The 22,181-nt window shown below is 66.4% G+C and carries 21 protein-coding genes and 1 riboswitch; of the genes, 13 read left to right on the top strand and 8 right to left on the bottom strand.

What is annotated here, in order from left to right; all coding sequences use genetic code 11:
• Positions 1-27: 27 nt before the first annotated feature.
• Both cobS and KI609_RS04035 read left to right on the top strand, forming a co-directional pair.
• On the top strand, positions 28-834 hold the full coding sequence (gene cobS, locus KI609_RS04040) for an adenosylcobinamide-GDP ribazoletransferase (protein ID WP_226447362.1): 807 nt from the start codon (positions 28-30) through the stop codon (positions 832-834).
• Positions 831-1,436 (top strand): histidine phosphatase family protein, encoded by a 606-nt coding sequence (locus tag KI609_RS04035; protein ID WP_226447360.1) that lies wholly within the window; start codon positions 831-833, stop codon positions 1,434-1,436. Before cobS ends, KI609_RS04035 begins: the two co-directional genes overlap by 4 nt.
• On the opposite strand, the gene KI609_RS04030 is transcribed toward KI609_RS04035, so the two are convergent.
• A complete protein-coding gene (locus tag KI609_RS04030) occupies positions 1,420-1,875 on the bottom strand; it encodes a type II secretion system protein N (RefSeq protein ID WP_226447358.1) in 456 nt (151 codons plus the stop codon). The genes KI609_RS04035 and KI609_RS04030 overlap by 17 nt on opposite strands.
• Positions 1,876-1,924: 49 nt before the next feature.
• Between KI609_RS04030 and gspG the strand changes: the two genes are divergently transcribed.
• The 10 genes from gspG (at position 1,925) to gspE (ending at position 11,880) form a co-directional block, all read left to right on the top strand.
• Positions 1,925-2,389: a type II secretion system major pseudopilin GspG gene (gene gspG / locus KI609_RS04025; protein WP_413463370.1), complete on the top strand. Its 465-nt coding sequence runs from the start codon at positions 1,925-1,927 to the stop codon at positions 2,387-2,389.
• Positions 2,390-2,546: 157 nt separating this feature from the next.
• On the top strand, positions 2,547-2,981 hold the full coding sequence (locus KI609_RS04020) for a prepilin-type N-terminal cleavage/methylation domain-containing protein (protein ID WP_226447356.1): 435 nt from the start codon (positions 2,547-2,549) through the stop codon (positions 2,979-2,981).
• A gap of 11 nt (positions 2,982-2,992) precedes the next feature.
• Positions 2,993-3,358 (top strand): type II secretion system minor pseudopilin GspI, encoded by a 366-nt coding sequence (gene gspI, locus KI609_RS04015; protein ID WP_226447353.1) that lies wholly within the window; start codon positions 2,993-2,995, stop codon positions 3,356-3,358.
• An 89-nt stretch (positions 3,359-3,447) separates the two neighbouring features.
• Positions 3,448-4,203: a type II secretion system protein J gene (locus tag KI609_RS04010; RefSeq protein WP_226447351.1), complete on the top strand. Its 756-nt coding sequence runs from the start codon at positions 3,448-3,450 to the stop codon at positions 4,201-4,203.
• Positions 4,200-5,306, top strand: a complete 1,107-nt coding sequence (gene gspK, locus KI609_RS04005) for a type II secretion system minor pseudopilin GspK (protein WP_226447348.1) — start codon at positions 4,200-4,202, stop codon at positions 5,304-5,306. Before KI609_RS04010 ends, gspK begins: the two co-directional genes overlap by 4 nt.
• Positions 5,307-5,388: 82 nt before the next feature.
• A complete protein-coding gene (gene gspL / locus KI609_RS04000) occupies positions 5,389-6,666 on the top strand; it encodes a type II secretion system protein GspL (protein WP_226447346.1) in 1,278 nt (425 codons plus the stop codon).
• Positions 6,663-7,214, top strand: a complete 552-nt coding sequence (gene gspM, locus KI609_RS03995; RefSeq protein ID WP_226447344.1) for a type II secretion system protein GspM — start codon at positions 6,663-6,665, stop codon at positions 7,212-7,214. The genes gspL and gspM overlap by 4 nt, the downstream gene beginning before the upstream one ends.
• A gap of 52 nt (positions 7,215-7,266) precedes the next feature.
• On the top strand, positions 7,267-8,076 hold the full coding sequence (gene gspN / locus KI609_RS03990) for a type II secretion system protein N (protein ID WP_226447342.1): 810 nt from the start codon (positions 7,267-7,269) through the stop codon (positions 8,074-8,076).
• Between the two features lie 4 nt (positions 8,077-8,080).
• The gene (gspD, locus tag KI609_RS03985) at positions 8,081-10,390 is read left to right on the top strand and encodes a type II secretion system secretin GspD (RefSeq protein ID WP_226447340.1); all 2,310 of its coding nucleotides are present in this window, start codon (positions 8,081-8,083) and stop codon (positions 10,388-10,390) included.
• A 14-nt stretch (positions 10,391-10,404) separates the two neighbouring features.
• On the top strand, positions 10,405-11,880 hold the full coding sequence (gene gspE, locus KI609_RS03980; RefSeq protein WP_226447337.1) for a type II secretion system ATPase GspE: 1,476 nt from the start codon (positions 10,405-10,407) through the stop codon (positions 11,878-11,880).
• On the opposite strand, the gene KI609_RS22995 is transcribed toward gspE, so the two are convergent.
• From KI609_RS22995 to lpxC, 5 genes are all read right to left on the bottom strand, one after another.
• Positions 11,840-12,001: a hypothetical protein gene (locus KI609_RS22995; protein WP_413463369.1), complete on the bottom strand. Its 162-nt coding sequence runs from the start codon at positions 11,999-12,001 to the stop codon at positions 11,840-11,842. The genes gspE and KI609_RS22995 overlap by 41 nt on opposite strands.
• A 6-nt stretch (positions 12,002-12,007) precedes the next feature.
• The gene (locus KI609_RS03975) at positions 12,008-13,666 is read right to left on the bottom strand and encodes a methyl-accepting chemotaxis protein (RefSeq protein WP_226447335.1); all 1,659 of its coding nucleotides are present in this window, start codon (positions 13,664-13,666) and stop codon (positions 12,008-12,010) included.
• Between the two features lie 193 nt (positions 13,667-13,859).
• Positions 13,860-15,776, bottom strand: coding sequence for a phosphomethylpyrimidine synthase ThiC (gene thiC, locus KI609_RS03970; RefSeq protein ID WP_226447333.1), 1,917 nt, complete (start codon positions 15,774-15,776; stop codon positions 13,860-13,862).
• Positions 15,777-15,898: 122 nt separating this feature from the next.
• Positions 15,899-16,022, bottom strand: a riboswitch (TPP riboswitch).
• 52 nt (positions 16,023-16,074) lie between these two features.
• Positions 16,075-16,251, bottom strand: coding sequence for a hypothetical protein (locus tag KI609_RS03965; protein ID WP_226447331.1), 177 nt, complete (start codon positions 16,249-16,251; stop codon positions 16,075-16,077).
• Between the two features lie 25 nt (positions 16,252-16,276).
• Positions 16,277-17,200 (bottom strand): UDP-3-O-acyl-N-acetylglucosamine deacetylase, encoded by a 924-nt coding sequence (gene lpxC / locus KI609_RS03960; protein WP_226447329.1) that lies wholly within the window; start codon positions 17,198-17,200, stop codon positions 16,277-16,279.
• Positions 17,201-17,463: 263 nt separating this feature from the next.
• Between lpxC and KI609_RS03955 the strand changes: the two genes are divergently transcribed.
• Positions 17,464-19,293 (top strand): methyl-accepting chemotaxis protein, encoded by a 1,830-nt coding sequence (locus tag KI609_RS03955; RefSeq protein ID WP_226447327.1) that lies wholly within the window; start codon positions 17,464-17,466, stop codon positions 19,291-19,293.
• A gap of 192 nt (positions 19,294-19,485) precedes the next feature.
• Here KI609_RS03955 and ftsZ read toward each other — a convergent pair whose 3' ends face one another.
• Together ftsZ and ftsA are read right to left on the bottom strand one after the other, a co-directional pair.
• Positions 19,486-20,727 (bottom strand): cell division protein FtsZ, encoded by a 1,242-nt coding sequence (ftsZ, locus tag KI609_RS03950; protein ID WP_226447324.1) that lies wholly within the window; start codon positions 20,725-20,727, stop codon positions 19,486-19,488.
• Positions 20,728-20,878: 151 nt separating this feature from the next.
• The gene (ftsA, locus tag KI609_RS03945) at positions 20,879-22,108 is read right to left on the bottom strand and encodes a cell division protein FtsA (RefSeq protein ID WP_226447322.1); all 1,230 of its coding nucleotides are present in this window, start codon (positions 22,106-22,108) and stop codon (positions 20,879-20,881) included.
• Between the last annotated feature and the right edge of the window lie 73 nt (positions 22,109-22,181).

Here is a 22,181-nt window from a genome sequence, read left to right as displayed (position 1 = left end):
CCCTATTGCCCCCATTGCCCGTACAAGATGCAAGCCCTGCGCCACTATCTGCTGGCCGTGCAGTTCTTCACGCGCATCCCCGTCACCGGGCGGCTGGCGGACTGGGTGGGCTACAGCCCCGCCATGCTGCGGGCCAGCGCGGCGCACTTTCCGGGCATCGGCTGGCTGGCGGCGCTGCTGTCCACGGCCGTGTATGCCGCGCTGCACTGGGCGCTGGCGCCCAACCCGCTGGCCCCGGCCGTGGCCGCCGCGTTCTGCACCATCGCCACCGTGCTGATGACCGGCGGTTTCCATGAAGACGGCCTGGCCGACGTGGCCGACGGCCTGGGCGGCAGCAGCGACCGCGAGCGCGCGCTGGACATCATGAAGGACTCGCGCATCGGCGCCTTTGGGGCCATGGCCCTGGTGCTGGCGCTGCTGTCCAAGCTCAGCCTGCTGGCCCTTTTGGGCACACACAGCCTGTCGGCGGCCCTCGCCGGACTGGTCGGGGGGCATGTGCTGTCGCGCTTTTGGCCGCTGCTGATCGTGCGCAGCCTGCCGCACGTAGGCGACACGGCCCGGTCCAAAAGCAAACCGCTGGCCGATCAGATCTCGGGGGCAGCCCTGGTGGTCGCAGGTTTTTGGTGTTTTATGCCGCTAGCGCTTGTTGCATATGCGCTACCAGCTCTTTATTTTATAGCAGCCTCGCTGATGAGCGGCGTGGCGGCGGCCTGGATGGCGCGCTGGTTTGCCCGCCGGTTGCAGGGCTTCACCGGCGACTGCCTGGGCGCCACACAACAGGTCAGCGAGATCGGGTTTTATCTGGGCGCAGCCCTGGCGCTGCGGTGGATGTGAGCCCCGCGCCAACCGCCCGCCTGTGGCTGGTGCGCCACGCAGCACCGGTGGTGGCACAAGGCACCTGCTATGGCGCCTTGAACATCCCTGCCGATGCCACGGCCACCCACGCAACCGCCGTGCGCCTGGCGGCCACCCTGCCCTCTGCGCCGCAGGTTTTCTATTCACCGCTACAAAGATGTGAGCAGCTTGCGCTTGATCTACAAGCGCTGAGGCCCGATTTGACCTTTAATTCTGACCCGCGTCTGCGCGAGATGGATTTCGGCGTGTGGGAGGGTCGGCTGTGGGACCACATCCCCAAAAGCGATATCGACGCCTGGACAGCGGCATTCGCCACCCATGCGCCCGGCGGCGGCGAGCGCCTGAGCACCATGCTCATGCGGGTGTCCGCCGCACTGCGGTCTGCGCAGCAGCTGGCGGCTGACCGCGCCACCGCCGGCTCAGAAAGCGCCGTGAAGAATGTGGTGTGGATCACCCATGCCGGGGTGGCGCGTTGCGTGCACTGGCTGCAGCGCCACGGCCAGGGCGTGTTGCCCAGCGCGGGCGAGTGGCCCCAGGCCGCACCGGGCTGGGGCAAGTGGGAGATCAGGACCCTGGCCTGAGCGGCATGTCCAGCGTGAGCGTGGGGGGGCCGCCGATATCGGCGCCCAGCTGCGCCTGGCGCGGCCCCAGCGCCTGCAACACCAGGCCCTGGTCCACGGTGGCGCCCAGGCGAAAAGGCTTGGCGGGTTTGCCGTCCACCGCAATCAGCGCCGCGCCGCCCCCACTGCTGCGCCCCGAAAGCACGCCGATCAAAGCAAACCGGCTCGCCAGAGTGGCCGCTGGCGCAGCGGGCGCTGCAGCCGAAGGCACGGCACCCAGCAACCGTGCGAGCCCCTGGGCATCCAGCGCCACCGAAGCGGGCGCAAGGGCCGGAACGGCCACAGCGCCCCCAGGGCCAGACAGGCGCAAGCCCCAAAAAACCACACTGGCGCCCGCGGCCGCCCAGAGCGCCAGAGTCCCCAGGCGGACGCTCCATTTGCTGTACGAATTGGTCACCATGCGGGGATTATGATTCACGCGATTCGACCATCCCGAGAGATTGCCTGCAGTGAACACATCCTTCCCCCTTCTCTTGCGCTCCGCCCGCCGCCGCGTTGTCACCCAGGTGGCCCGGGGTTTCACCCTGATCGAGCTGATGGTGGTGCTGGTCATCATCGGCGTGCTCGCCGCCCTCATCGTGCCCAACGTGCTGGAGCGCGCCGACGACGCGCGTGTGACCGCCGCCCGCACCGACATCACCAACATCATGCAGGCGCTCAAACTCTACCGCCTGGACAACCAGCGCTATCCCACGGCCGAGCAGGGCCTGCAGTCGCTGATCGTCAAACCCACCTCGGGCCCGGTGCCCAACAACTGGAAGCTCTACCTCGAAAAGCTGCCCAACGATCCCTGGGGCCGCCCCTACCAATACCTGAACCCCGGCATCAAGGGAGAGATCGATGTGATGTCGTTCGGCGCCGACGGGGTTTCCGGCGGTGAAGGCAAGGATGCGGACATTGGCAGCTGGCAGTGAGAACGTGGCCCCCACGGTCGTGCACTGCATGTCGGTCGCTGCGCAGCGACGGTATCGACCACGCCCATGAATACCGGTTTTCCGTTTCTTTGGCGGGTGGCCCAGGTCGTGGCTTTACCGACTGCGCAATGCACCGTCGCCAGGGTTCGATAAACCCATGACACGGCGGCCCCGGGGCTTCACCCTGCTTGAACTGCTGGTGGTCATCAGCATCATGGCCCTGGCCACGGCCGGGGTGGGGTTGGCCATGCGCGACGGCGGGCAGACGCAGCTGGAGCGCGAGGCGGCGCGGCTGGCCGCTCTGCTGGAATCCGCCCGCGCACAATCGCGGGCCGCAGGGGTGCCCGTGGTCTGGCGTGCGCTGCCCCAGGGTTTCCGTTTTGAGGGCTTGCCGCCCAGCGCGCAGGCCGCCCTGCCCACCCAGTGGCTCGATGCGGGAACCACCGCACGCGGGCAGGCGGTGTTGCAGCTGGGGCCCGAGCCCCTCATCAGCCCGCAGCAGGTGCTGATCACCCACCAGTCGCACCCCGAACGCAGCCTGCGCATTGCCACCGATGGCGTGCGCCCGTTTACCGTGGACTCCGTGCAGTGAATTGCCCGCCCATGCGCTTGCCGCGCCAGCATGCCGGCTTCACCCTGATCGAGGTGATGGTGGCGCTGGCCATCGTGGCCATCGCCCTCATGGCGGGCCTGCAGGCCACCACCGCGCTCACGCGCAATGCGCTGCGGCAGTCGGACATCGTGCTGGCTCAGCTGTGCGCCGAGAACGAACTGGTGAAGGCACGGCTTTCGCGCCAGATGCCCAGCGTGGGCGACACCCGCCTGACCTGCGAGCAGGCCGGCCGCCAGCTGCAGGTGCTGACCATCGTGCGTTCCACCCCCAACCCGAGCTTTCGGCGCATTGATGCACAGGTGCTCGATGGCGACAACTCCATATTGCGCATCTCCACCATCATCGGACGGTATTGATGGGACATCCCCCTGAGGCGCTACGCGCCTTCCCCCTTCTCTCGCAACGCTGCGCGCTGCGGGAAGGGGGACGACGCACTCGCACGCAAGTGAAACGCTGCCTTTGCATCGTGGCGGCCCTTGCTCGGCGTCCCACGCCTGGACCGCGCCCCAATGAACGGCGGCGGCAAGTCGGTCATCGTCAGTTCGGCTTCACGCTCATCGAGCTGCTGGTGGCCATCAGTGTGATGGCGCTGATCGCCGTCCTGAGCTGGCGCGGGCTCGACGGCATGGTGCGGGCACAAGAAACCACGCGCCAGCGCGCCGATGAAATGCTGGTGCTGCAGGCCGCTCTGGGCCAGTGGGGCACGGATCTGGACGCATTGATGTCCATTCCCCACACCACCCCGCTGGACTGGGACGGCCAGGTGCTGCGCATGACACGCCGCAGCAGTGCGGTGCCCGACGAAGGTGCGCTGGTGGTGGCCTGGACACGCCGTCATGCCAGCGGCGCGGACGGCAATGGCCAATGGCTGCGCTGGCAGTCCGCCCCGGTACGTACGCGCGACGAATGGCAGCAGGCCTGGGACCAGGCCGCGCAATGGGCCCGCACGCCAGGCGACGCCGAGCGGCGCCTTGAGGTCACGTTGCTGCCACTCGAGAGCTGGCAACTCTTTTATTACCGCGGCGGCGCCTGGTCAAACCCGCTGTCCAGCACGGGCACCACCACAGGTGCCACCACCAGCGGCTCGGCGGTGATCCCTGATGGTGTGCGCCTTCAGATCACCCTGCCACCGGGCCAGGCGCTGGCGGGGCAACTCACGCGCGACTGGGTCAACCCGGTGCTCGGCGGGGGACGGTCATGAGCCCCGCCCTGAGCGGCTGCACCGCGTCTCCATTGAGCGGCTGCACCGCGCCCTCCTTTGGGGACGCCACCCGCAGCCTGGCAAAGCCCGGCCCGCAGTGGCCCTGGCCTGGGGCGCGCCGGTTGCATAGGGCGCGCGGCGCCGCGCTGCTGGCCGCCATGCTCACCGTCACGCTGGTGGCCACCTTTGCAGCCGCCGCCATGTGGCAACAATGGCGGGCGGTGGAGGTCGAAACGGCAGAACGCGGCCGCGTGCAGTCGGCCTGGATACTCATTGGCGCGCTCGACTGGTCGCGCCTTATCTTGCGCGAAGACGGGCGCACGGGTGGCGCCGACCACCTGGCCGAGCCCTGGGCCGTGCCGCTGCAGGAAGCGCGGCTGTCCACCTTTCTCGCCGCCACCAACAACGTGAGCCAGGTGGACGACGCCAGCACCGACACCACCGAGGCTTTTCTCTCGGGCCAGATCTCGGACATGCAGGCGCGCCTGAACATCACCAATCTGGTGGAAGGCGGCCAGGTGCAGCCGCTGGCCTTGCGGCAATTCACCCGGCTGTTCGAACGCCTGGGCCTGCCCGAACAACAACTGAGCCTGCTGGTGGACGCCATGCGCCGCGCGCAGGCCGACAGCACCAGCCCCAGCACCAACAACCAGGGCAACACCGCGCCGCTGATGCCGACCACCGTCAGCCAACTGGGCTGGCTGGGCCTGACCCCGGCCACGGTGGCGACGCTGGCGCCCCACGTGGCGCTGCTGCCCGTGCGCACCCCCGTGAACCTCAACACTGCCGGCATCGATGTGTTGATGTCCGCGATCGACGGGATCGACAGCGCCAGCGCGCAAAAAATCGTGCAAAGCCGCGAGTCAAGCCATTTCAGGACACTCAGCGATGCGCAAAAACTGGTCGGAGAGACGGTGACCCTCGACAGCAATAGCTTTGCAGTGGCATCGGGTTACTTCGAGGTCCGGGGTCGCCTGCGCCTGGGCGACACGATGCTGGACGAGCGTTCGCTGGTTCGCAAGATCGGCATGGACGTCACCACGCTGTGGCGCGAACGCGGTGCCTTCGACCGCGACACCCCGACGCCAGGCACATTGCGCTGACCATGCCCCGCCTTTTCACCACACGCCCCCACGTCGCCACGCGGTCACGCCCGCCCCCTAAAATGGCCCGCACTACCCGCCCATGAGCACCCTGATCCTTTTCCTGCCGCCCGCCCGCCCGGGGCCCGCCACCGAATACAGCTACACGCTGACGGCTGACGGCCACACCGCCACGCGCCACGCCACCGCCCCTGCGGCATTACTGCCCGAACCCACGCGCCCCGGCGGCGAGGTGGTGGCCGTGGTGCCCGCACGTGCGCTGTCGTGGCAGCGGTTGCAAATGCCTGCGGGCGTGCCCTTGGGCGCTGGCCAGCAGACACCGCGCCTGCGGTCGGTGCTGGAAGGCCTGCTGGAAGACCGCGTGCTCGACGATGTCGCGCAATTGCATTTCGCGCTGCAGCCCGGCGCCCACAGTGGTGAACCCGTGTGGGTGGCCGTGTGTGACCGCACCTGGCTGCGCGAGCACCTGCAGACCCTGGAGGCCGCTGGCCGCCGCGTCGCTCGCGTGGTGCCCGAATTCGCCCCCGGCCCCACCGCTAGCGGCGCCCCCGAGCTGTGCGCCTTGGGCACCCCCGACGAAGCCTACGCCGTCCTCACCGGCCAGGGCGAACACCTGGGGGTGGCGGTGGTGCCGCTCACACCGATGGCATTAACCCTGGCGCTCATGGGAACCGGCCTGGCCCCTGCCGGCGAAGCCTCTCCTGAAAACACCCCGCTGGCCGTGCGCGCCGAGCCTGCCGTGGCAGCCCTGGCCGAGCGCACACTGGGCCAGCGCGTGGCCCTGCAGACCCCGGGCGAGCGGGCCCTGCAGGCGGCGCGCGGCGACTGGGACCTGGCGCAATTCGATCTCGCCAGCACCGGCCGCACGCGGGCTTTGCGCAAGGTCGGCAGCGTGGCCAGTGCCTTGCTTTACGCCCCCCAATGGCGCGCTGCGCGCTGGGGCGCTGCCCTGCTGGTGGTGGCGCACTTGGCGGGGCTCAATGCGTGGGCCTGGCAAGAGCGCCAGGCGCTGGCCGCCAAACAGATCCAGGTGCGCGCCGTGCTCACCCAGAGCTTCCCCAAGGTGCAGGTGGTGGTCGATGCGCCGGTGCAGATGGAGCGCGAGCTGGCGCAGCTGCGCCAGGCTGCAGGCAGCGTCTCGGCCCGCGACCTCGAACCCCTGCTCGCCGCTGCCGGTGCGGCCCTGCCCGATGGCCACCGGCCCACGGGCATCGAATACACCCCCGGTGAGCTGCGCCTGCGCGGCGTGACCCTGACCCCGGATGAAGAAACCGCACTTTTTGCCCGCCTGCAAGCCGCGGGCTACCAGGCACGCATGAACGACGGCAGCCTGATGCTGCGCAGCGAGGTGAACCCATGACCGGCCCATTGGCGCTGAACGAGCGCTGGCGCGCACTGGCCCCGCGCGAGCAAAGCCTGGTGCTGTCCGCTGGCGCCTTGGTGGCCGCGGCCCTGCTGTGGTGGCTGGCCATCGCCCCGGCCTTGGCCACACTGCGTGCCGCCCCGGCAAGGCATGCCACGCTGGACACGCAGCTGCAGAACATGCAGCGCCTGCAGGCCGAGGCGCAGCAGTTGCAGTCCGCCCCCAAAACGGGCCCCGGCGACGCCGTGGGCGCGCTGCGCATGGCGCTGACCCAGCAGCTGGGCAAAACGGCCCAACTCAATGTGGTGGGCGACCGCGCCACCGTCACCCTGAAAGCGGCGCCAGCCGATGGGTTGGCCCAGTGGCTGGCGCAGGCACGCAGCAATGCCCGCACCACACCGCTCGAAGCCCGCCTCACGCTCAGCGGCGCAGCGGCCGCAGCACCGGCCGCACCCACCCCCGTGGTGCTGGGCGGCCAGTCCCTCGCCGCGCCCGCCCGGTGGGATGGCACGCTGGTGCTGGCGTTGCCCGCGCCCACGCGTTGATTTCTGCCCCCCGCGCCATTCCATTCCATTGAGCCTTACTCCTTCACACCCCGTGCTCCGCAACACCCGCACCCGATCGGCCCCAGTCACTGCACCGCGCACAGCGTGGGGCTGGGCGCTGGTGGGCGCCTTGCTGGGCGTGTTGCCTGCGATCGTGGCCTTCGTCCCTGCGCGCTGGCTGGCCGATGGGGTGGCCCAGGCCACGGGCGGACAGCTCTTGCTGCTGCAGCCCCGAGGCACCGTGTGGACCGGATCGGCGCAACTGGTGCTGACGGGTGGCAACGCCAGCAATGACCGCACGGCCCTGCCCAGCCGCGTGGACTGGCAATTGCGCCCCACATGGAGCGGCATGCGTGCGCAACTGTCTGCCAGTTGCTGCACGCCCAAGCCCTTGCAAGCCCAGGCCCACCTTGGCTGGGCCAGCATGCAGCTGACCGTGGCCGACGGCCAGAGCCAGTGGCCCGCCGGCTTGCTGACCGGGCTGGGCACGCCCTGGAATACCCTGCAGCCGCAGGGCCAACTGGTGCTGCAGACGCAAGGGTTCGTGGCGCGCTGGGCCGCCGGCCGCATGGTGCTGGCCGGCCAGGCACAGCTCGACGCGCGTGCCATGTCTTCGCGCCTGTCCACGCTGCGCCCCATGGGCAGCTACCGGCTGGTCGTGCAGGGGGGCGATGTGCCCACCCTCACACTCAGCACGCTGGAAGGCGCCCTGCAGCTCAGTGGCACGGGCCAATGGGTGGGCCAGCGCCTGCGTTTCACCGGCGAAGCCACTGCCACGCCCGAGCGCGAAGCAGCGCTGTCGAATCTTCTGAACATCATCGGACGGCGCAGCGGCGCGCGCTCCATCATCACCGTGGGTTGAACCTATGACCTTCCTGTTTTCGCCGCGCCTGCGCTTCACTATCAAAACAATAGCTGCTAGCGCTTTATTGACGTGCGCTAGCGGCCAAATATTTGCCCAAACTGGTGCAGGCAACGGCAGCGTGCGCTCGGGCGAACCCGTCACGCTCAACTTTGCCAACGCCGAGATCGAGGCCGTGGCCCGCACCATGGCCACCATCACCGGCCGCAACGTGGTGGTGGACCCACGCGTGAAGGGCCAGCTCAACCTGGTCACCGACCGCGCCGTCACCCCGGCCGCTGCGTTTCAGCAGTTTTTGGCGGCCCTGCGCTTGCAGGGCTTCACGGTGGTGGAGGCGGCAGGCCTGTACAAAGTGGTGCCCGAGGCCGACGCCAAACTGCAAGGCGGCAGTGTGAGCGTGGTGCAGGGCAGCGCGGGCAGCGCGCCTGCGGGCGGGCAGATCGTCACGCAGATCTTCAAGCTCAACTTCGAGAGCGCCGCCAATCTGGTGCCGGTGCTGCGCCCGCTGATCAGCCCCAACAACACCATCAACGTGAACCCCGGCAACAACTCGCTGGTGATCACCGACTATGCCGACAACCTGCAGCGCCTGGCGCGCATCGTTGCGGCCATGGACGTCGCCAACGCCAGCGACGTGGAGGTGATTCCCCTGCAAAACGCCATCGCGTCCGACCTCGCGCCGCTGGTGGCCCGCCTGCTCGAAGGCGGCGGCAGCGCAGCGCCCGCCGCAGCCCCGGGCCAGGCCGACACGTCATTCAAGACCACGCTGATCGCCGAGCCCCGCAGCAACTCGCTCATCCTGCGCGCGGCCAACCGGGCACGGGTGGCGCAAGTGCGTGCGCTGGTGGACCGGCTGGACCAACCGCCGGCACCGGGCAGCAGCGCGGCCAGCGGCAACATCCATGTGGTGTACCTCAAGAACGCCGATGCCACCAAACTCGCCACCACGCTGCGGGCCGCCATGGCGGCCATGGGCAATGGCAGCGGCGGCGGCGGGGCCAGCACGGGGGGTGGCTCCAGCGCGCCCGCCGCCAACACCGGCCTGAGCACGGGCGGCTCGTTGTCGTCGAGCAGCGGCAGCACCTCATCGGGCAGCTCCAGCAGCGGCTCGGGCCTGGGCGCAGGCAGCTCCATGGGCACCAGCAGCACCAACAACAACCAGCCCTCCACGGGCGGGCAGATCCAGGCCGACCCCACGACCAATTCGCTCATCATCACCGCGCCCGACCCGCAATACCGCCAGCTGCGCGCGGTGATCGACAAACTCGACGGCCGCCGGGCGCAGGTGCTGGTGGAGAGCCTGATCGTCGAGGTCTCGGCCAACAAGGTGGCAGAGTTCGGCATCCAGTGGCAAAGTGTTCTGGGCAAAAACGGCGATGGCACCGTGGGGGTCATCGGCACCAATTCGAACACGTCAGGCATCAACATCCTCAGCGCTACTGCGGCAGTGGCATCAGGCAACTACAGCTCACTGACTGGCAGTAGCGGCCTCGGCAATGGCCTGAACCTGGCCCTGGCACCGCGCATCAACGGCCAGTACTACCTGGGTGCGTTGGCCAACTTTCTGCAAAACAGCGGCGACGCCAACGTGCTCTCCACCCCCAACCTGATGACGCTCGACAACGAAGAGGCGCGCATCATCATCGGCAACAACGTGCCGTTTGTGACCGGCTCGTATGCCAACACCACCGGCAGCAGCACGGTCAACCCGTTCACCACCGTGGAACGCAAGGACGTGGGCCTGATGCTCAAGGTGCGTCCGCAGATCAGCGAGAACGGCACGGTGAAGATGGCGATCTACCAGGAGGTCTCCAAGATCGACAGCTCCACGCTCAAGGACACCAACGGCCCCACCACCAGCAAACGCTCCATTGAATCGAACGTGGTGGTGGATGACGGCAACATCATCGTGATTGGCGGCCTGCTGGAAGACAGCTATTCACAGGCGGAAGACAAGGTGCCGCTGATGGGCGACATCCCCGTGCTGGGCAACCTGTTCCGCAGCGAGAACCGGTCGCGCAAGAAGACCAACCTGATGGTCTTCCTGCGCCCCATTGTGGTGCGCGACAACGCCACCAGCGATGCCCTGATGATGGACCGCTACGAAGCCATCCGCGGTCTACAGCAAGCCACGCAGCCGCCCCAGCGAACCATGCTGAACTCGGTGTCGGGCGCCCCCGTGTTGCCCGCGCTGCCACAGCGCGCGGAGCCCCTGCCCTCCACCTTGACGGTGCCGCTGCCCGCATCCTCGCTGTTGCCGCCTGCCGACCCCGCCCTGGCGGTGCCCGTGGCGCCCACGCCTGCGGCGCGCTGAGGAGCCGGCCGCCCATGCGCCACCCCCTGCCCTACGCCTTTGCGCGCACCGCCCAGCTGCTGCTGGAGGACGACGGCCACCAGCTGGTGCTGTGGCACGGCCCCAACCCCGATGCGTGCGCGCTGTCCGAAGTGCTGCGCAAGCACGCCGTGCAGCAGCTGCTGCCGCTCGATGCCCCCGCCCTGGCCCAGCGCATCAGCGCGGCCTATTCGCACAGCGAATCGAGTGCCGCCACGGTGGTGAGCGAGGTCGAGAGCGACGCCGACCTCTCACGCATGATGCAGGAGCTGCCAGCGGTCGAGGACTTGCTCGAATCGGCGGGCGATGCGCCCATCATCCGCATGCTCAACGCCCTGCTCACGCAGGCCGCACGCGACGGCGCCAGCGACATCCACATCGAGCCGTACGAGCGCCATTCCAGCGTGCGCTTCCGCGTGGACGGCAGCCTGCGCGAGGTGGTGCAGCCCAACCGCGCGCTGCACGCCGCCCTGATCTCGCGCCTGAAGATCATGGCCGACCTCGACATCTCTGAAAAGCGCCTGCCGCAGGATGGCCGCATCAGCCTGCGCCTGGGTACCCGCGCCATCGACGTGCGCGTTTCCACCCTGCCCAGCGCCCATGGCGAGCGCGCCGTGCTGCGCCTGCTGGACAAAAGCGAAAGCAAACTGAGCCTGGAAGCCGTGGGCATGCAGGGCGAGACGCTGCGCCGCTTCGAAGGCCTGATCAGCCAGCCGCACGGCATCATTTTGGTGACCGGGCCCACAGGCTCGGGCAAAACCACCACGCTGTATGCGGGCCTGGGGCGGCTGGACGCCACGCGCAACAACATCATGACGGTGGAAGACCCCATCGAGTACGAGCTGCCCGGCGTGGGCCAGACCCAGGTCAACAGCAAGATCGAGCTGACTTTTGCCAAGGCCCTGCGCGCCATCCTGCGGCAGGACCCGGACATCATCATGATCGGCGAAATCCGCGATTTCGAAACCGCGCAGATCGCCATCCAGGCCTCGCTCACCGGTCACTTGGTGCTCGCCACGCTGCACACCAACGATGCGGCCAGCGCCGTCACACGCCTGACCGACATGGGCGTGGAGCCGTTTTTGCTGTCGTCGTCGTTACTCGGGGTACTGGCCCAGCGCCTGGTGCGCAAGTACTGCAGCCATTGCCACGGAACTGGAGCCCCCACGCTTAGCACTGGCGTGTCCTCGCTGCCCCCCGAGGGGGCGCCCCTCGCCTTGGGGCGGCCCGGCGGCTCGGGGGTCGGCTGCGAGCATTGCGGCCAGACGGGCTACACGGGCCGCACGGGCGTGTTCGAGCTGCTGGTGACCACCGACGCGATCCGCGCGCAGATCCACAACAAGGCCTCAGAAGCCGACATCCGCGCCGCCGCACTGGCCGGGGGCATGAAGCTCATGCGCGACGACGCCGAGCGCCTGATTGCAGAAGGCATTACCAGCCGCGAAGAAGTGCTGCGGGTGACGCGGGACTGAGCATCGCCAGCGTGCCAGCCTTCGACTGGCGGCAGGCACGGCCACCCGTAACGGGCGGCATTTCACTACATTTTTTATAGCTGCTTGCGCTTTCTGGATAAGCGCTAGCAGCCAAAAACACCTGAAATCAACGGATCTGTAGTGCGGGCTGACGCGGGCCCTGCATGGCCGCAGGCGCCGCCGACGCGACGGGTGCCGCCGCGCTGAAGGCCGGCGGCAACGCCGCCCCCTCGCGCAGCTTGAACTGGCTCACGGCACTGGTCAGTTGGTGCGCCTGTTCGCGCAGGGATTCCGACGCAGCGGTGGACTCCTCCACCAGCGCCGCATTCTGCTGGGTCATCTGGTCAAGCTGGGTGACCGACTGGCTGATCTGGCCGATGTTGTCGCTCTGCTCGGCCGACGAGGCGGTGATCTCCGCAATGATGTCGGAGACCCGGCGCACGCTGCTCACGATCTCGGTCATGGTCTGTCCGGCCTGGCTGACGAGGCGCGAACCGTCTTCGACCCGCTCCACCGAGGAGCCGATCAGGTTCTTGATCTCCTTGGCGGCCTCGGCGCTGCGCTGCGCCAGGTTGCGCACCTCGCTGGCCACCACGGCAAAACCCCGGCCCTGCTCACCGGCGCGCGCGGCCTCCACGGCGGCGTTGAGCGCCAGGATGTTGGTCTGGAACGCGATGGAGTCGATCACACCCGTGATGTCGGCGATCTTGCGCGAGCTGGTCGTGATCTGGTCCATGGTGGTGACCACCTGCGACACCACGGCACCGCCGCGCGCTGCCACTTCGGCAGCCGACGAGGCGAAATCGCTGGCCTGGCGCGAAGATTGCGCACTTTGCTGCACGGTACTGGTGAGCATCTCCATCGACGAAGCGGTCTCTTCGAGGTTGGCGGCGGTCTGCTCGGTTCGATGGCTCAGGTCGTGGTTGCCGCTGGCGATTTCACCGCTGGCCGTGGCAATGTTGCCCGCCGCGTCCTGCACCTGGCGCACCAGGCCACGCAAGGCATCCTGCATGCGGCCCATGGCCGACACCAGTTGGCCCACTTCGTCCTGGTTCATGGCTGCCACATCGCGCGACAGGTCGCCGCTGGCAATGCGTTCGGCCAGCTCCTGGGCCTGCCCCAGCGACTTGGTGATGGAGCGCACGCTAAAGAAGGTGAGTGGAATCAGCACGGCCAACCCCAGCACCAGGCCAATACCGATCAGCGCCGACATGGTGGACGTGCGCGACTCGACGCCTGCGCGGGCCTCGTCCATCTGCGCGCGGGCCGTAGTGGCAAGGCTGGAGAACAGCTTGTCGGTAGCCTCCATGTGGACCTTGAGCCGGTCGGCATAGGCGCCGCCTCCCGCACCGTCGAGCTGTGCGCGCTCAATCTGCTCGAAGATGGGAGAAATGCCGGTTTCGTACTGCTTGATCTCGGCCAGCGACTTGTCGATGGAGTCGACAAAGGCGGCATCGCCCGACTGCACCTGGCGCACATCGGCCAGGCTCTTGCGCAGGGAGGCCAGGGTCTTGGCCCAGGTTTCGCGCAGTGCGGACACCTCGACCGAGTTGTTGAAGTTGATGATGATGTCTTTTTCGGTCCGGCGCAGGTCACCCAGGGTGGTGCGCAGCTCGGACATGTCGGTCAGGGTCTGCACGCGTTCTGAAAACAGCACCTGCAGGGTGCCCCGCGTTCGGTCCAGGGCCACATAACCCATGGCACCGATGACGACCAGAAGGATCAGGGAAAAGACGGTTCCGAAGTAAAGACGCGTGCGGATGGAGAAGCGGCCCAGAGCGTTCATGGCTCTTCCTTACATTTTTTAACAGACAGTTCAGCATAGCAAATTTGGTGCCACACACACCCCCAACCTTCTGGGCCAGGGGTGGGCGGGACTATATGCCGGGCAGGGCCGTCCACCCCACAGGGTAAGCACGGCCCCGGGGGCCTGTTTCAGGGAATCCTCGGGGCCAGTAGCTGCACTTATTGCACCACGCTCACACCGGCTTGAGCGGGATGTACAACTCGCCCCCGTTCTTCTGGAATTCCACGGCCTTGGTCTGCATGCCCTGCGCCAACGCATCGGCCTCGGCCACACCCTTTTGCTTTGCGAAGTCGCGCACTTCCTGGGTGATCTTCATGGAGCAGAACTTGGGGCCGCACATGGAGCAGAAATGCGCCACCTTGGCCGAGTCTTTGGGCAGGGTTTCGTCGTGGTATTCCTTGGCCGTCTCGGGGTCCAGGCCCAGGTTGAACTGGTCCTGCCAGCGGAAGTCGAAACGTGCCTGGCTCAGCGCATCGTCGCGCGAGCGGGCGCCGGGATGGCCCTTGGCCACATCGGCTGCATGCGCGGCGATCTTGTAGGCAATGATCCCTTGCTTGACGTCGTCGCGATCAGGCAGGCCCAGATGCTCCTTGGGCGTCACGTAGCACAGCATGGCCGTGCCCATCCAACCGATCATGGCGGCGCCAATGGCGCTGGCAATGTGGTCGTAGCCCGGTGCGATGTCGATGGTGAGCGGGCCCAGGGTGTAGAACGGTGCCTCATGGCAGGTCTTGAGCTGCTCGGTCATGTTGGCCTGGATCATGTGCATGGGCACGTGGCCTGGGCCTTCGATCATGGTCTGCACGTCGTGCTTCCAGGCCACCTGGGTCAGCTCGCCCAACGTGTGCAGCTCGGCGAACTGGGCTTCGTCGTTGGCGTCCGATGCACAACCGGGGCGCAGGCCGTCGCCCAGGCTGAACGACACGTCGTACGCCTTCATGATGTCGCAGATGTCCTCGAAGTGCTCGTACAAAAAGCTCTCGCGGTGGTGGGCCATGCACCACTTGGCCATGATGGAGCCGCCGCGCGAGACGATGCCCGTGCGGCGGTTAGCCGTGAGGTGGATGTAGGCCAGGCGCACGCCGGCGTGGATGGTGAAGTAGTCCACACCCTGCTCGGCCTGCTCCACCAGCGTGTCGCGGAAGATTTCCCAGGTCAGGTCTTCAGCCACGCCGCCCACTTTTTCGAGCGCCTGGTAGATCGGCACGGTGCCAATCGGCACGGGCGAGTTGCGCACGATCCAGTCGCGCGTGGTGTGGATGTTCTTGCCAGTGGACAGGTCCATCACGTTGTCGGCACCCCAGCGGATCGCCCACACCAGCTTTTCCACTTCTTCTTCAATGCTGGACGTGACGGCCGAGTTGCCGATGTTGGCGTTGATCTTGACCAGGAAATTGCGGCCAATCGCCATCGGCTCCACCTCGGGGTGGTTGATGTTGGCGGGGATGATGGCGCGCCCCCGGGCCACCTCGTCGCGCACGAATTCGGGCGTGATGATGCGCGGGATGCTCGCGCCCATGGGGTTGCCCATCAGGCGCTTTTCACGGCCGGCGTCGGCCATGTACTGCTCCATCCACACGCGCTTGCCGTTTTCGCGGATGGCCACGTATTCCATCTCGGGGGTGATGATGCCTTTGCGTGCGTAGTGCATCTGCGTGACGTTGGCACCCACTCCATTCGTCCTTTTGGCGCGCAGCGGCTTGCGCTGCAGGGCGGCAGCTTCGGCACGCAGCTGGGCGAGGCGCGTGGCGTCTTCGCTCTTTTGGCCATCGTCCAGCGCCACGGGCGCGCGGCCTTCGTAATGCTCCACATCGCCACGGCCGGTGATCCAGCCGCCGCGCACGCTGGCCAGGCCCTGGCGCACATCGATCACGGCATTCGGGTCGGTGTAGGGGCCGGAGGTGTCGTACACGCTGACCTGCTCGCCATTGGTCAGCGCGATGTCGCGCACGGGCACGCGCAGGTCGGTGTGCAGACGGCCGGGGATATAGGCTTTGCGGGATGCGGGGAAGGGCTCGCGCGTGCGTGCCAGCAGCTCGGCAAACTTCTCGGTGCTGGCCAGTTTGGCGTGGGGATCGGGGGCATTCATGGGCAGGTCTCCTGGTTCCGGTGGCGGTGGGGTCTGCTCCGGAATGGACCTGTGCGCCCCTCGGGTGGCTGCGCATGGCAGCACCTGAGGCATGGCGTGCCCACAAGGACTGCGGGCACGGGGACAAGGAGGTCGGCTCTTCTTCCGCCGGTATGAACCGGATCAAGTTCGTCGGGTTCGCAAGGCCTGCCGAATTTCTTCAGCCACCTCGCATCTCAGCGCTTACGCACACCCCGGAGCAGGCGCGAGTATAGGCCAGAGCTCGAAAAGATTGGCCCCCGAGCCCATGCGCCAGTGCCTAACCCAGCCGTCCAACAAGAACGACGGCAAAGAAACACACACCCGCGATCAGGGGCCACTTGAGGACGATAAACCCCAGGCGTTTGTAGCGCGCCTGCCCCGTGCCCGCATAGAAAGCAAACAACACAGCGGCCGTGAGCAACAGCAGCATGGCCAGCCAGCGAACTATCAGCATGGTGAAAACCTACCCAGCGCCCCGATCACCAGGCGCGCACCGGCTGCGAGAAACCGCTTGGCGCCTGGCGGTCGTCCTCGAACGTGACCACCTCCCAGGCGTCGCGCTGGGCCAGCAACTCCCGCAAGAGCAGGTTGTTCATGGCGTGGCCTGACCGAAACGCGCTATAGGCAGCCAGCAGGGGTTTGCCGATCAGGTAAAGGTCGCCCATGGCATCCAGAATCTTGTGTTTGACGAACTCATCGTCATAACGCAAACCATCGCTGTTGAGCACCTTGTAGTCATCCATCACGATGGCGTTGTCGAGCCCGCCGCCCAGCGCCAAACCGTGTGAGCGCATCATCTCCACATCGCGTGTGAAACCAAAGGTGCGTGCCCGGGCAATGTCGCGGCTGTAGTTGCCTTTGCCCAGATCAAACTCCACGCGTTGCCCCGTCGAGTCCACGGCGGGGTGGTCAAAATCAATTTCAAAGCTGAGTTTGTAGCCATGGTAGGGCACCAGCCGCGCCCACTTGACCGCGGCGCCCTCGCCTTCACGCACCTCCACGGGCCGCGTGACGCGAATGAAACGCTTCGGTGCGTTCTGCAGTTCCACCCCCGCACTTTGCAGCAGGAATACGAACGACGCGGACGACCCATCGAGGATCGGCACCTCTTCGGCCGTGATGTCCACATAGAGGTTGTCGATGCCAAGGCCCGCGCAGGCAGACATCAGGTGCTCGACCGTATGCACCTTGGCGCTGCCCACCGAGATGGTGGATGCCAGCCGGGTGTCCGTCACCGCCTCGGCGCGGATGGGGATGTCCACCGGCTCGGGCAGATCAACCCGGCGGAACACGATGCCCGTGTCCGGCTGTGCAGGCCTCAAGGTCAGTTCGACCCGCTGGCCGCTGTGCAACCCGACGCCTACGGCGCGGGTCAGTGTCTTGAGAGTGCGTTGCTGGAGCATGTGCTTATTTTAGTTTCTGCGGCCATACAACGCACGGGACAGCGCTGTCAGCACATGGTTAGCGGCTACACGGGGCCGCCAGCCAAAAAAACAGGCGCAATATCGCGTTTTCACGTACAGCCGGCCCACCCCTCTTCAACGCACAATCGAAACGTGCAGGCTTGTATCTCATGCACTGCATGGCGCCCCGCACCGCTGCGTCGCGACCACAGAACTCACACAACCCACAGACTACAAACCGGCTCCCTGTCTCCGGAAACCCGATGAGCAAACTCAGCTTCAAAATGAAAATCATGCTCATGATCGGCGCGGCGCTTGCAGCGCTGCTGATCATGTCCGTTGCGTCACTGGTCCAGGAGCGGCGGCTGATCACCGACTCGCGCAAGGACATGCTGACCACCGCTGTGCAATCTGCGCGCAGCATCGTGGCAGCCTATCAGGCCAAGGCGGCCAGCGGCGCAATGCCACAGGAAGAAGCGCAAAAAGCCGCCAAAGACGCCCTACGTATGGCACGGTATGGCGGCGCCGACGGCAAAACCGAGTATTTCTACATCTGGACCACCGAAGGGGTTGGCGTGATGCACCCCTTCAAGACCGAATGGGACGGGCAGGACATGCTCGGAAAGGTCAAGGATGGCTCCGGGGTAGACATCATCGGAATGCTTGTGAATGGCATGCGCAGCAGCAAAGACGGCACGGCATTTGTGCCCACGATGTTCGCCCGTCCCGGGCAACAGACCGCCGTGCCAAAGTTGCAATACATCATCAAGGTGGATGGCTGGAACTGGATGGTGGGCTCCGGGCTTTACACCGATGACGTGGACATCCTGCTGCGCCAGGCCCTGCTATCGCGCCTGGTGTTGGTGGTGGCGATCTTTCTCGTGGTGGGGGTGATTGGCTGGTTCGTGTCGCGGTCGGTGCTGCGCCAGATCGGTGGCGAGCCGGCAGAAGCCATTGCCGTCATGTCAGAAGTGGCGCAGGGCAACCTGGACACCCCCATTCCCAATGCCCACCCAGGCTCGATGCTCGACGGCCTCGCGCACATGGTGACCTCGCTGCGACGCCTGGTGACCGACGTGCGTTCGGCCACCGACAGCATTGCCACGGCGTCGACCGAAATTGCCCAGGGCAACAACGATCTGGCCCACCGCACCGAAGACACGGCCAGCAATCTGCAGACCACGGCCAGCAGCATGGAGGAGCTGACCAGCACCGTCAAGCAGACGTCGGAATCCGCCCATACCGCCAACCAGATGGCGACATCCGCCGCCGAAGTGGCCGCGCGCGGAGGCCAGGTGGTGGCGCAGGTGGTGTCCACCATGCAAGACATCAACGCCAGTAGCAAGAAGATCAGCGACATCATTGGCGTCATCGACGGCATTGCGTTTCAGACCAACATCCTCGCATTGAACGCAGCCGTGGAAGCCGCACGTGCTGGCGAGCAGGGCCGGGGTTTTGCCGTGGTGGCCAGTGAAGTGCGCAGCCTTGCGGGGCGCAGTGCAGATGCCGCCAAGGAGATCAAGGCGCTGATCGGCGCGTCGGTCGAGAAAGTCGAGTCCGGCACGCAACTGGTGGGCAATGCGGGCGAGACCATGACGGAAATCGTCGCCAGCGTGCAACGGGTGACCGACATCATTGGGGAAATCCGCGCGGCCACATCTGAACAGAGCCAGGGCATTGCACAGGTCAACACGGCCGTGAACCAGCTCGATCAGATGACCCAGCAGAACTCCGCCCTGGTGGAAGAGTCCACCGCCGCTGCCGACAGCTTGCGCGAACAGGCGGTCAAGCTGACCCAGGTGGTGGCACTGTTCCGCGTCAATGGCAATGCCAGTGCAAACACCAGAGCCACCACGCCAGCGCCCGCCGCCGCGCACCGGCCGTCGCCCAGCCCGGCACCGAGACCGGCTGCGGCCCCGGCGGTTCGCGCAGCAGGGCCACGGCCAGCCTTGGGCAAGCCGACGGCATCGGGCAAGGCGCCCGCTGCGCGGCCAGCACCCACGGCCCGGGCCCCGGTAGCGGCTTTGCCCAGCGCGGCAAACAGCAACAAAAAATCCACGCCCGACAACAACGACGATTGGGAATCGTTCTAGGCCTGAAAGAGCACCGGTGGCGTCGTGGGGAGGCACATCGGGGCCTCCCCGTGTGCCAATCACCGCCAATATCAAGGCCAAGGCGAATACCGCAGCCCTATAAAAGAAGCCCTGCCAGCGGACACTGGCAGGGCTTCTTCTTTTGCCGCCTGATTCACCCCATGGTGATTCGGGCGGCCCGGTGCTTACCGATCAGTCGGCCTGTTTGCGCAGGAACGCGGGGATTTCCAGATCGTCCATGCCGCCAGACGACAGCGCGTCCACGCGGGCTGCTGCCTGGGTGCGGTTGGTGCGCCAGACGCTGGGCACCGACATGCTGCCGTAGTCTGCCTGGCCCGTGCTGGCGTGCCCTCCTTGCAGGCCCCCCACCGCGCCCATTGCGCCCACGCCAGCAACAGGCATCTGGTAGGCGATGTTGTCGGTGCCTGTGCGCAGACCGCCTTGCACCACCGAGATGGGCTGGCGGCGCGCGTTCTGACGCGACAGGCCCGTGGCCACCACGGTCACGCGAATCTCTTCGCCCAAGGTTTCGTCATAGGCGGCACCAAAGATCACGTGCGCGTCGGTCGAGGCATAGGCATTGATCGTGTTCATGGCCTGGCGCGACTCGGACAGCTTGAGGCTGCCCTTGCTGGCCGTCACCAGCACCAGCACGCCCTTGGCGCCCGACAGGTCGATGCCTTCGAGCAGCGGACAGGCGATGGCCTGCTCAGCCGCAATACGGGCACGATCGGGGCCGCTGGCCGTGGCCGTGCCCATCATCGCCTTGCCGGGCTCACCCATCACGGTGCGCACGTCTTCAAAGTCGACGTTCACCTGGCCGTATTCGTTGATGATTTCAGCGATCCCGCCCACGGCGTTCTTGAGAACGTCGTTGGCATGGGCAAAGGCTTCGTCCTGGGTGATGTCATCGCCCAGCACATCGAGCAGCTTCTCGTTGAGCACGACGATCAGCGAGTCCACGTTGGCTTCCAGCTCGGCCAGGCCGTCATCGGCGTTCTTCATGCGGCGGCCGCCTTCCCAGTCGAAAGGCTTGGTGACCACGCCCACGGTCAGGATGCCCATTTCCTTGGCAATGCGCGCAATGACGGGGGCAGCGCCCGTGCCCGTGCCGCCACCCATGCCAGCCGTGATGAACAGCATGTGCGCACCCTGGATGGCGTCGCGGATGTCTTCCACGGCGGCTTCGGCCGCATCACGCGCCTTTTCGGGCTTGCCGCCCGCACCCAGGCCGCTACCACCGAGCTGGATGACACGGTGGGCCGAACTGCGCGTCAGTGCCTGCGCGTCGGTGTTGGCGCTGACAAACTCCACGCCTTGCACGCTGCGGGCAATCATGTGTTCAACGGCGTTGCTGCCGCCGCCGCCCACGCCGATCACCTTGATCTGCGTGCCCTGGTTGAATTCTTCGGCTTCGATCATTTCGATGGACATCTTGGAGCTCCTGTTTCTAGATTCGTATGCAATTGCCAAATGGGGAAGAAGGTGTTGGGTAGGGGGGAGCGCGGCGGTCCTGTACATCGCCATCGCGCCCGCGGTATTCGGTGTGGGCTACCGCGCGCCAGCCAGAGGGGATATTTCATGGTCAGAAATTCCCCACGATGAAATCCTTGAAGCGGCCGAATGCGGTCTTCATCGACCCGCTCTTTTGTGCCACCTTGAAGCCGCGCAACCGCGCCAGGCGCGCTTCTTCGAGCAAGCCCATCACGGTGGCGGCACGGGGCTGGGCCACCATGTCGGACAAGGCGCTGGAATACTTGGGAATGCCGCGACGCACGGGCTTGAGGAAGATGTCCTCGCCCAGCTCGATCATGCCGGGCATGACGGAGCTGCCGCCCGTGAGCACAATGCCCGACGACAGCACTTCTTCATAGCCCGACTCGCGGATCACCTGCTGCACAAGCGAGAAAATTTCTTCCACGCGTGGCTCGATCACACCCGCCAGCGCCTGCTTGCTCAGCATGCGCGGGCTGCGGTCGCCCAGGCCAGGCACCTCCACCTGGGCCTCGGGGTCGGCCAGCAACTGCTTGGCGTAGCCGCTTTCGACCTTGATGTCTTCGGCGTCTTTGGTGGGCGTGCGCAGCGCCATGGCGATGTCGCTGGTGATGAGGTCACCCGCAATCGGGATCACCGCCGTGTGGCGAATCGCACCCCCGGTGAAGATGGCCACGTCAGTGGTGCCGGCACCAATGTCCACCAGCACCACGCCCAGCTCGCGCTCATCGTCGGTCAGCACGGCCTGGCTGCTGGCCAGCGGGTTGAGCATGAGCTGCTCGACCTCCAGCCCGCAGCGGCGCACGCACTTGATGATGTTTTCGGCCGCGCTCTGCGCACCGGTCACGATGTGGATCTTGGCCTCCAGGCGGATGCCGCTCATGCCGATGGGTTCCTTCACGTCCTGCCCATCGATCACGAATTCCTGCGGCTCCACCAGCAGCAGGCGCTGGTCGCTGCTGATGTTGATGGCCTTGGCGGTCTCGACCACGCGCGCCACGTCAGCCGAGGTGACTTCCTTGTCCTTCACCGCCACCATGCCGCTGGAGTTGAGCCCACGGATGTGACTGCCCGTGATGCCGGTGTACACACGCTGGATCTTGCAGTCGGCCATCAGTTCGGCTTCTTTGAGCGCCTGCTGAATGCTCTGCACCGTGGCATCAATGTTGACCACCACACCGCGCTTCAAACCGTTGCTCGGGGCCACCCCCAGGCCTGCGAGCTTGAGCTCGCCATTGGGCAGAACCTCGGCCACCACGGCCATGACCTTGGCCGTGCCGATATCCAGCCCTACCACGACATCTTTGTATTCTCTTGCCATATCAGTCCCTGCCCTTCTCTGTTCTGTCCCGCTGCACCACGGCGTGCTGCAACCTTCGCTGAATGTTCTGTGT

This window comes from Acidovorax radicis (assembly GCF_020510705.1).
Classification (GTDB): Bacteria; Pseudomonadota; Gammaproteobacteria; order Burkholderiales; family Burkholderiaceae_C; genus Acidovorax; species Acidovorax radicis_A.
Note: the sequence above shows the minus strand (reverse complement) of the source record. Positions and strands in the feature narration are given on the sequence as shown.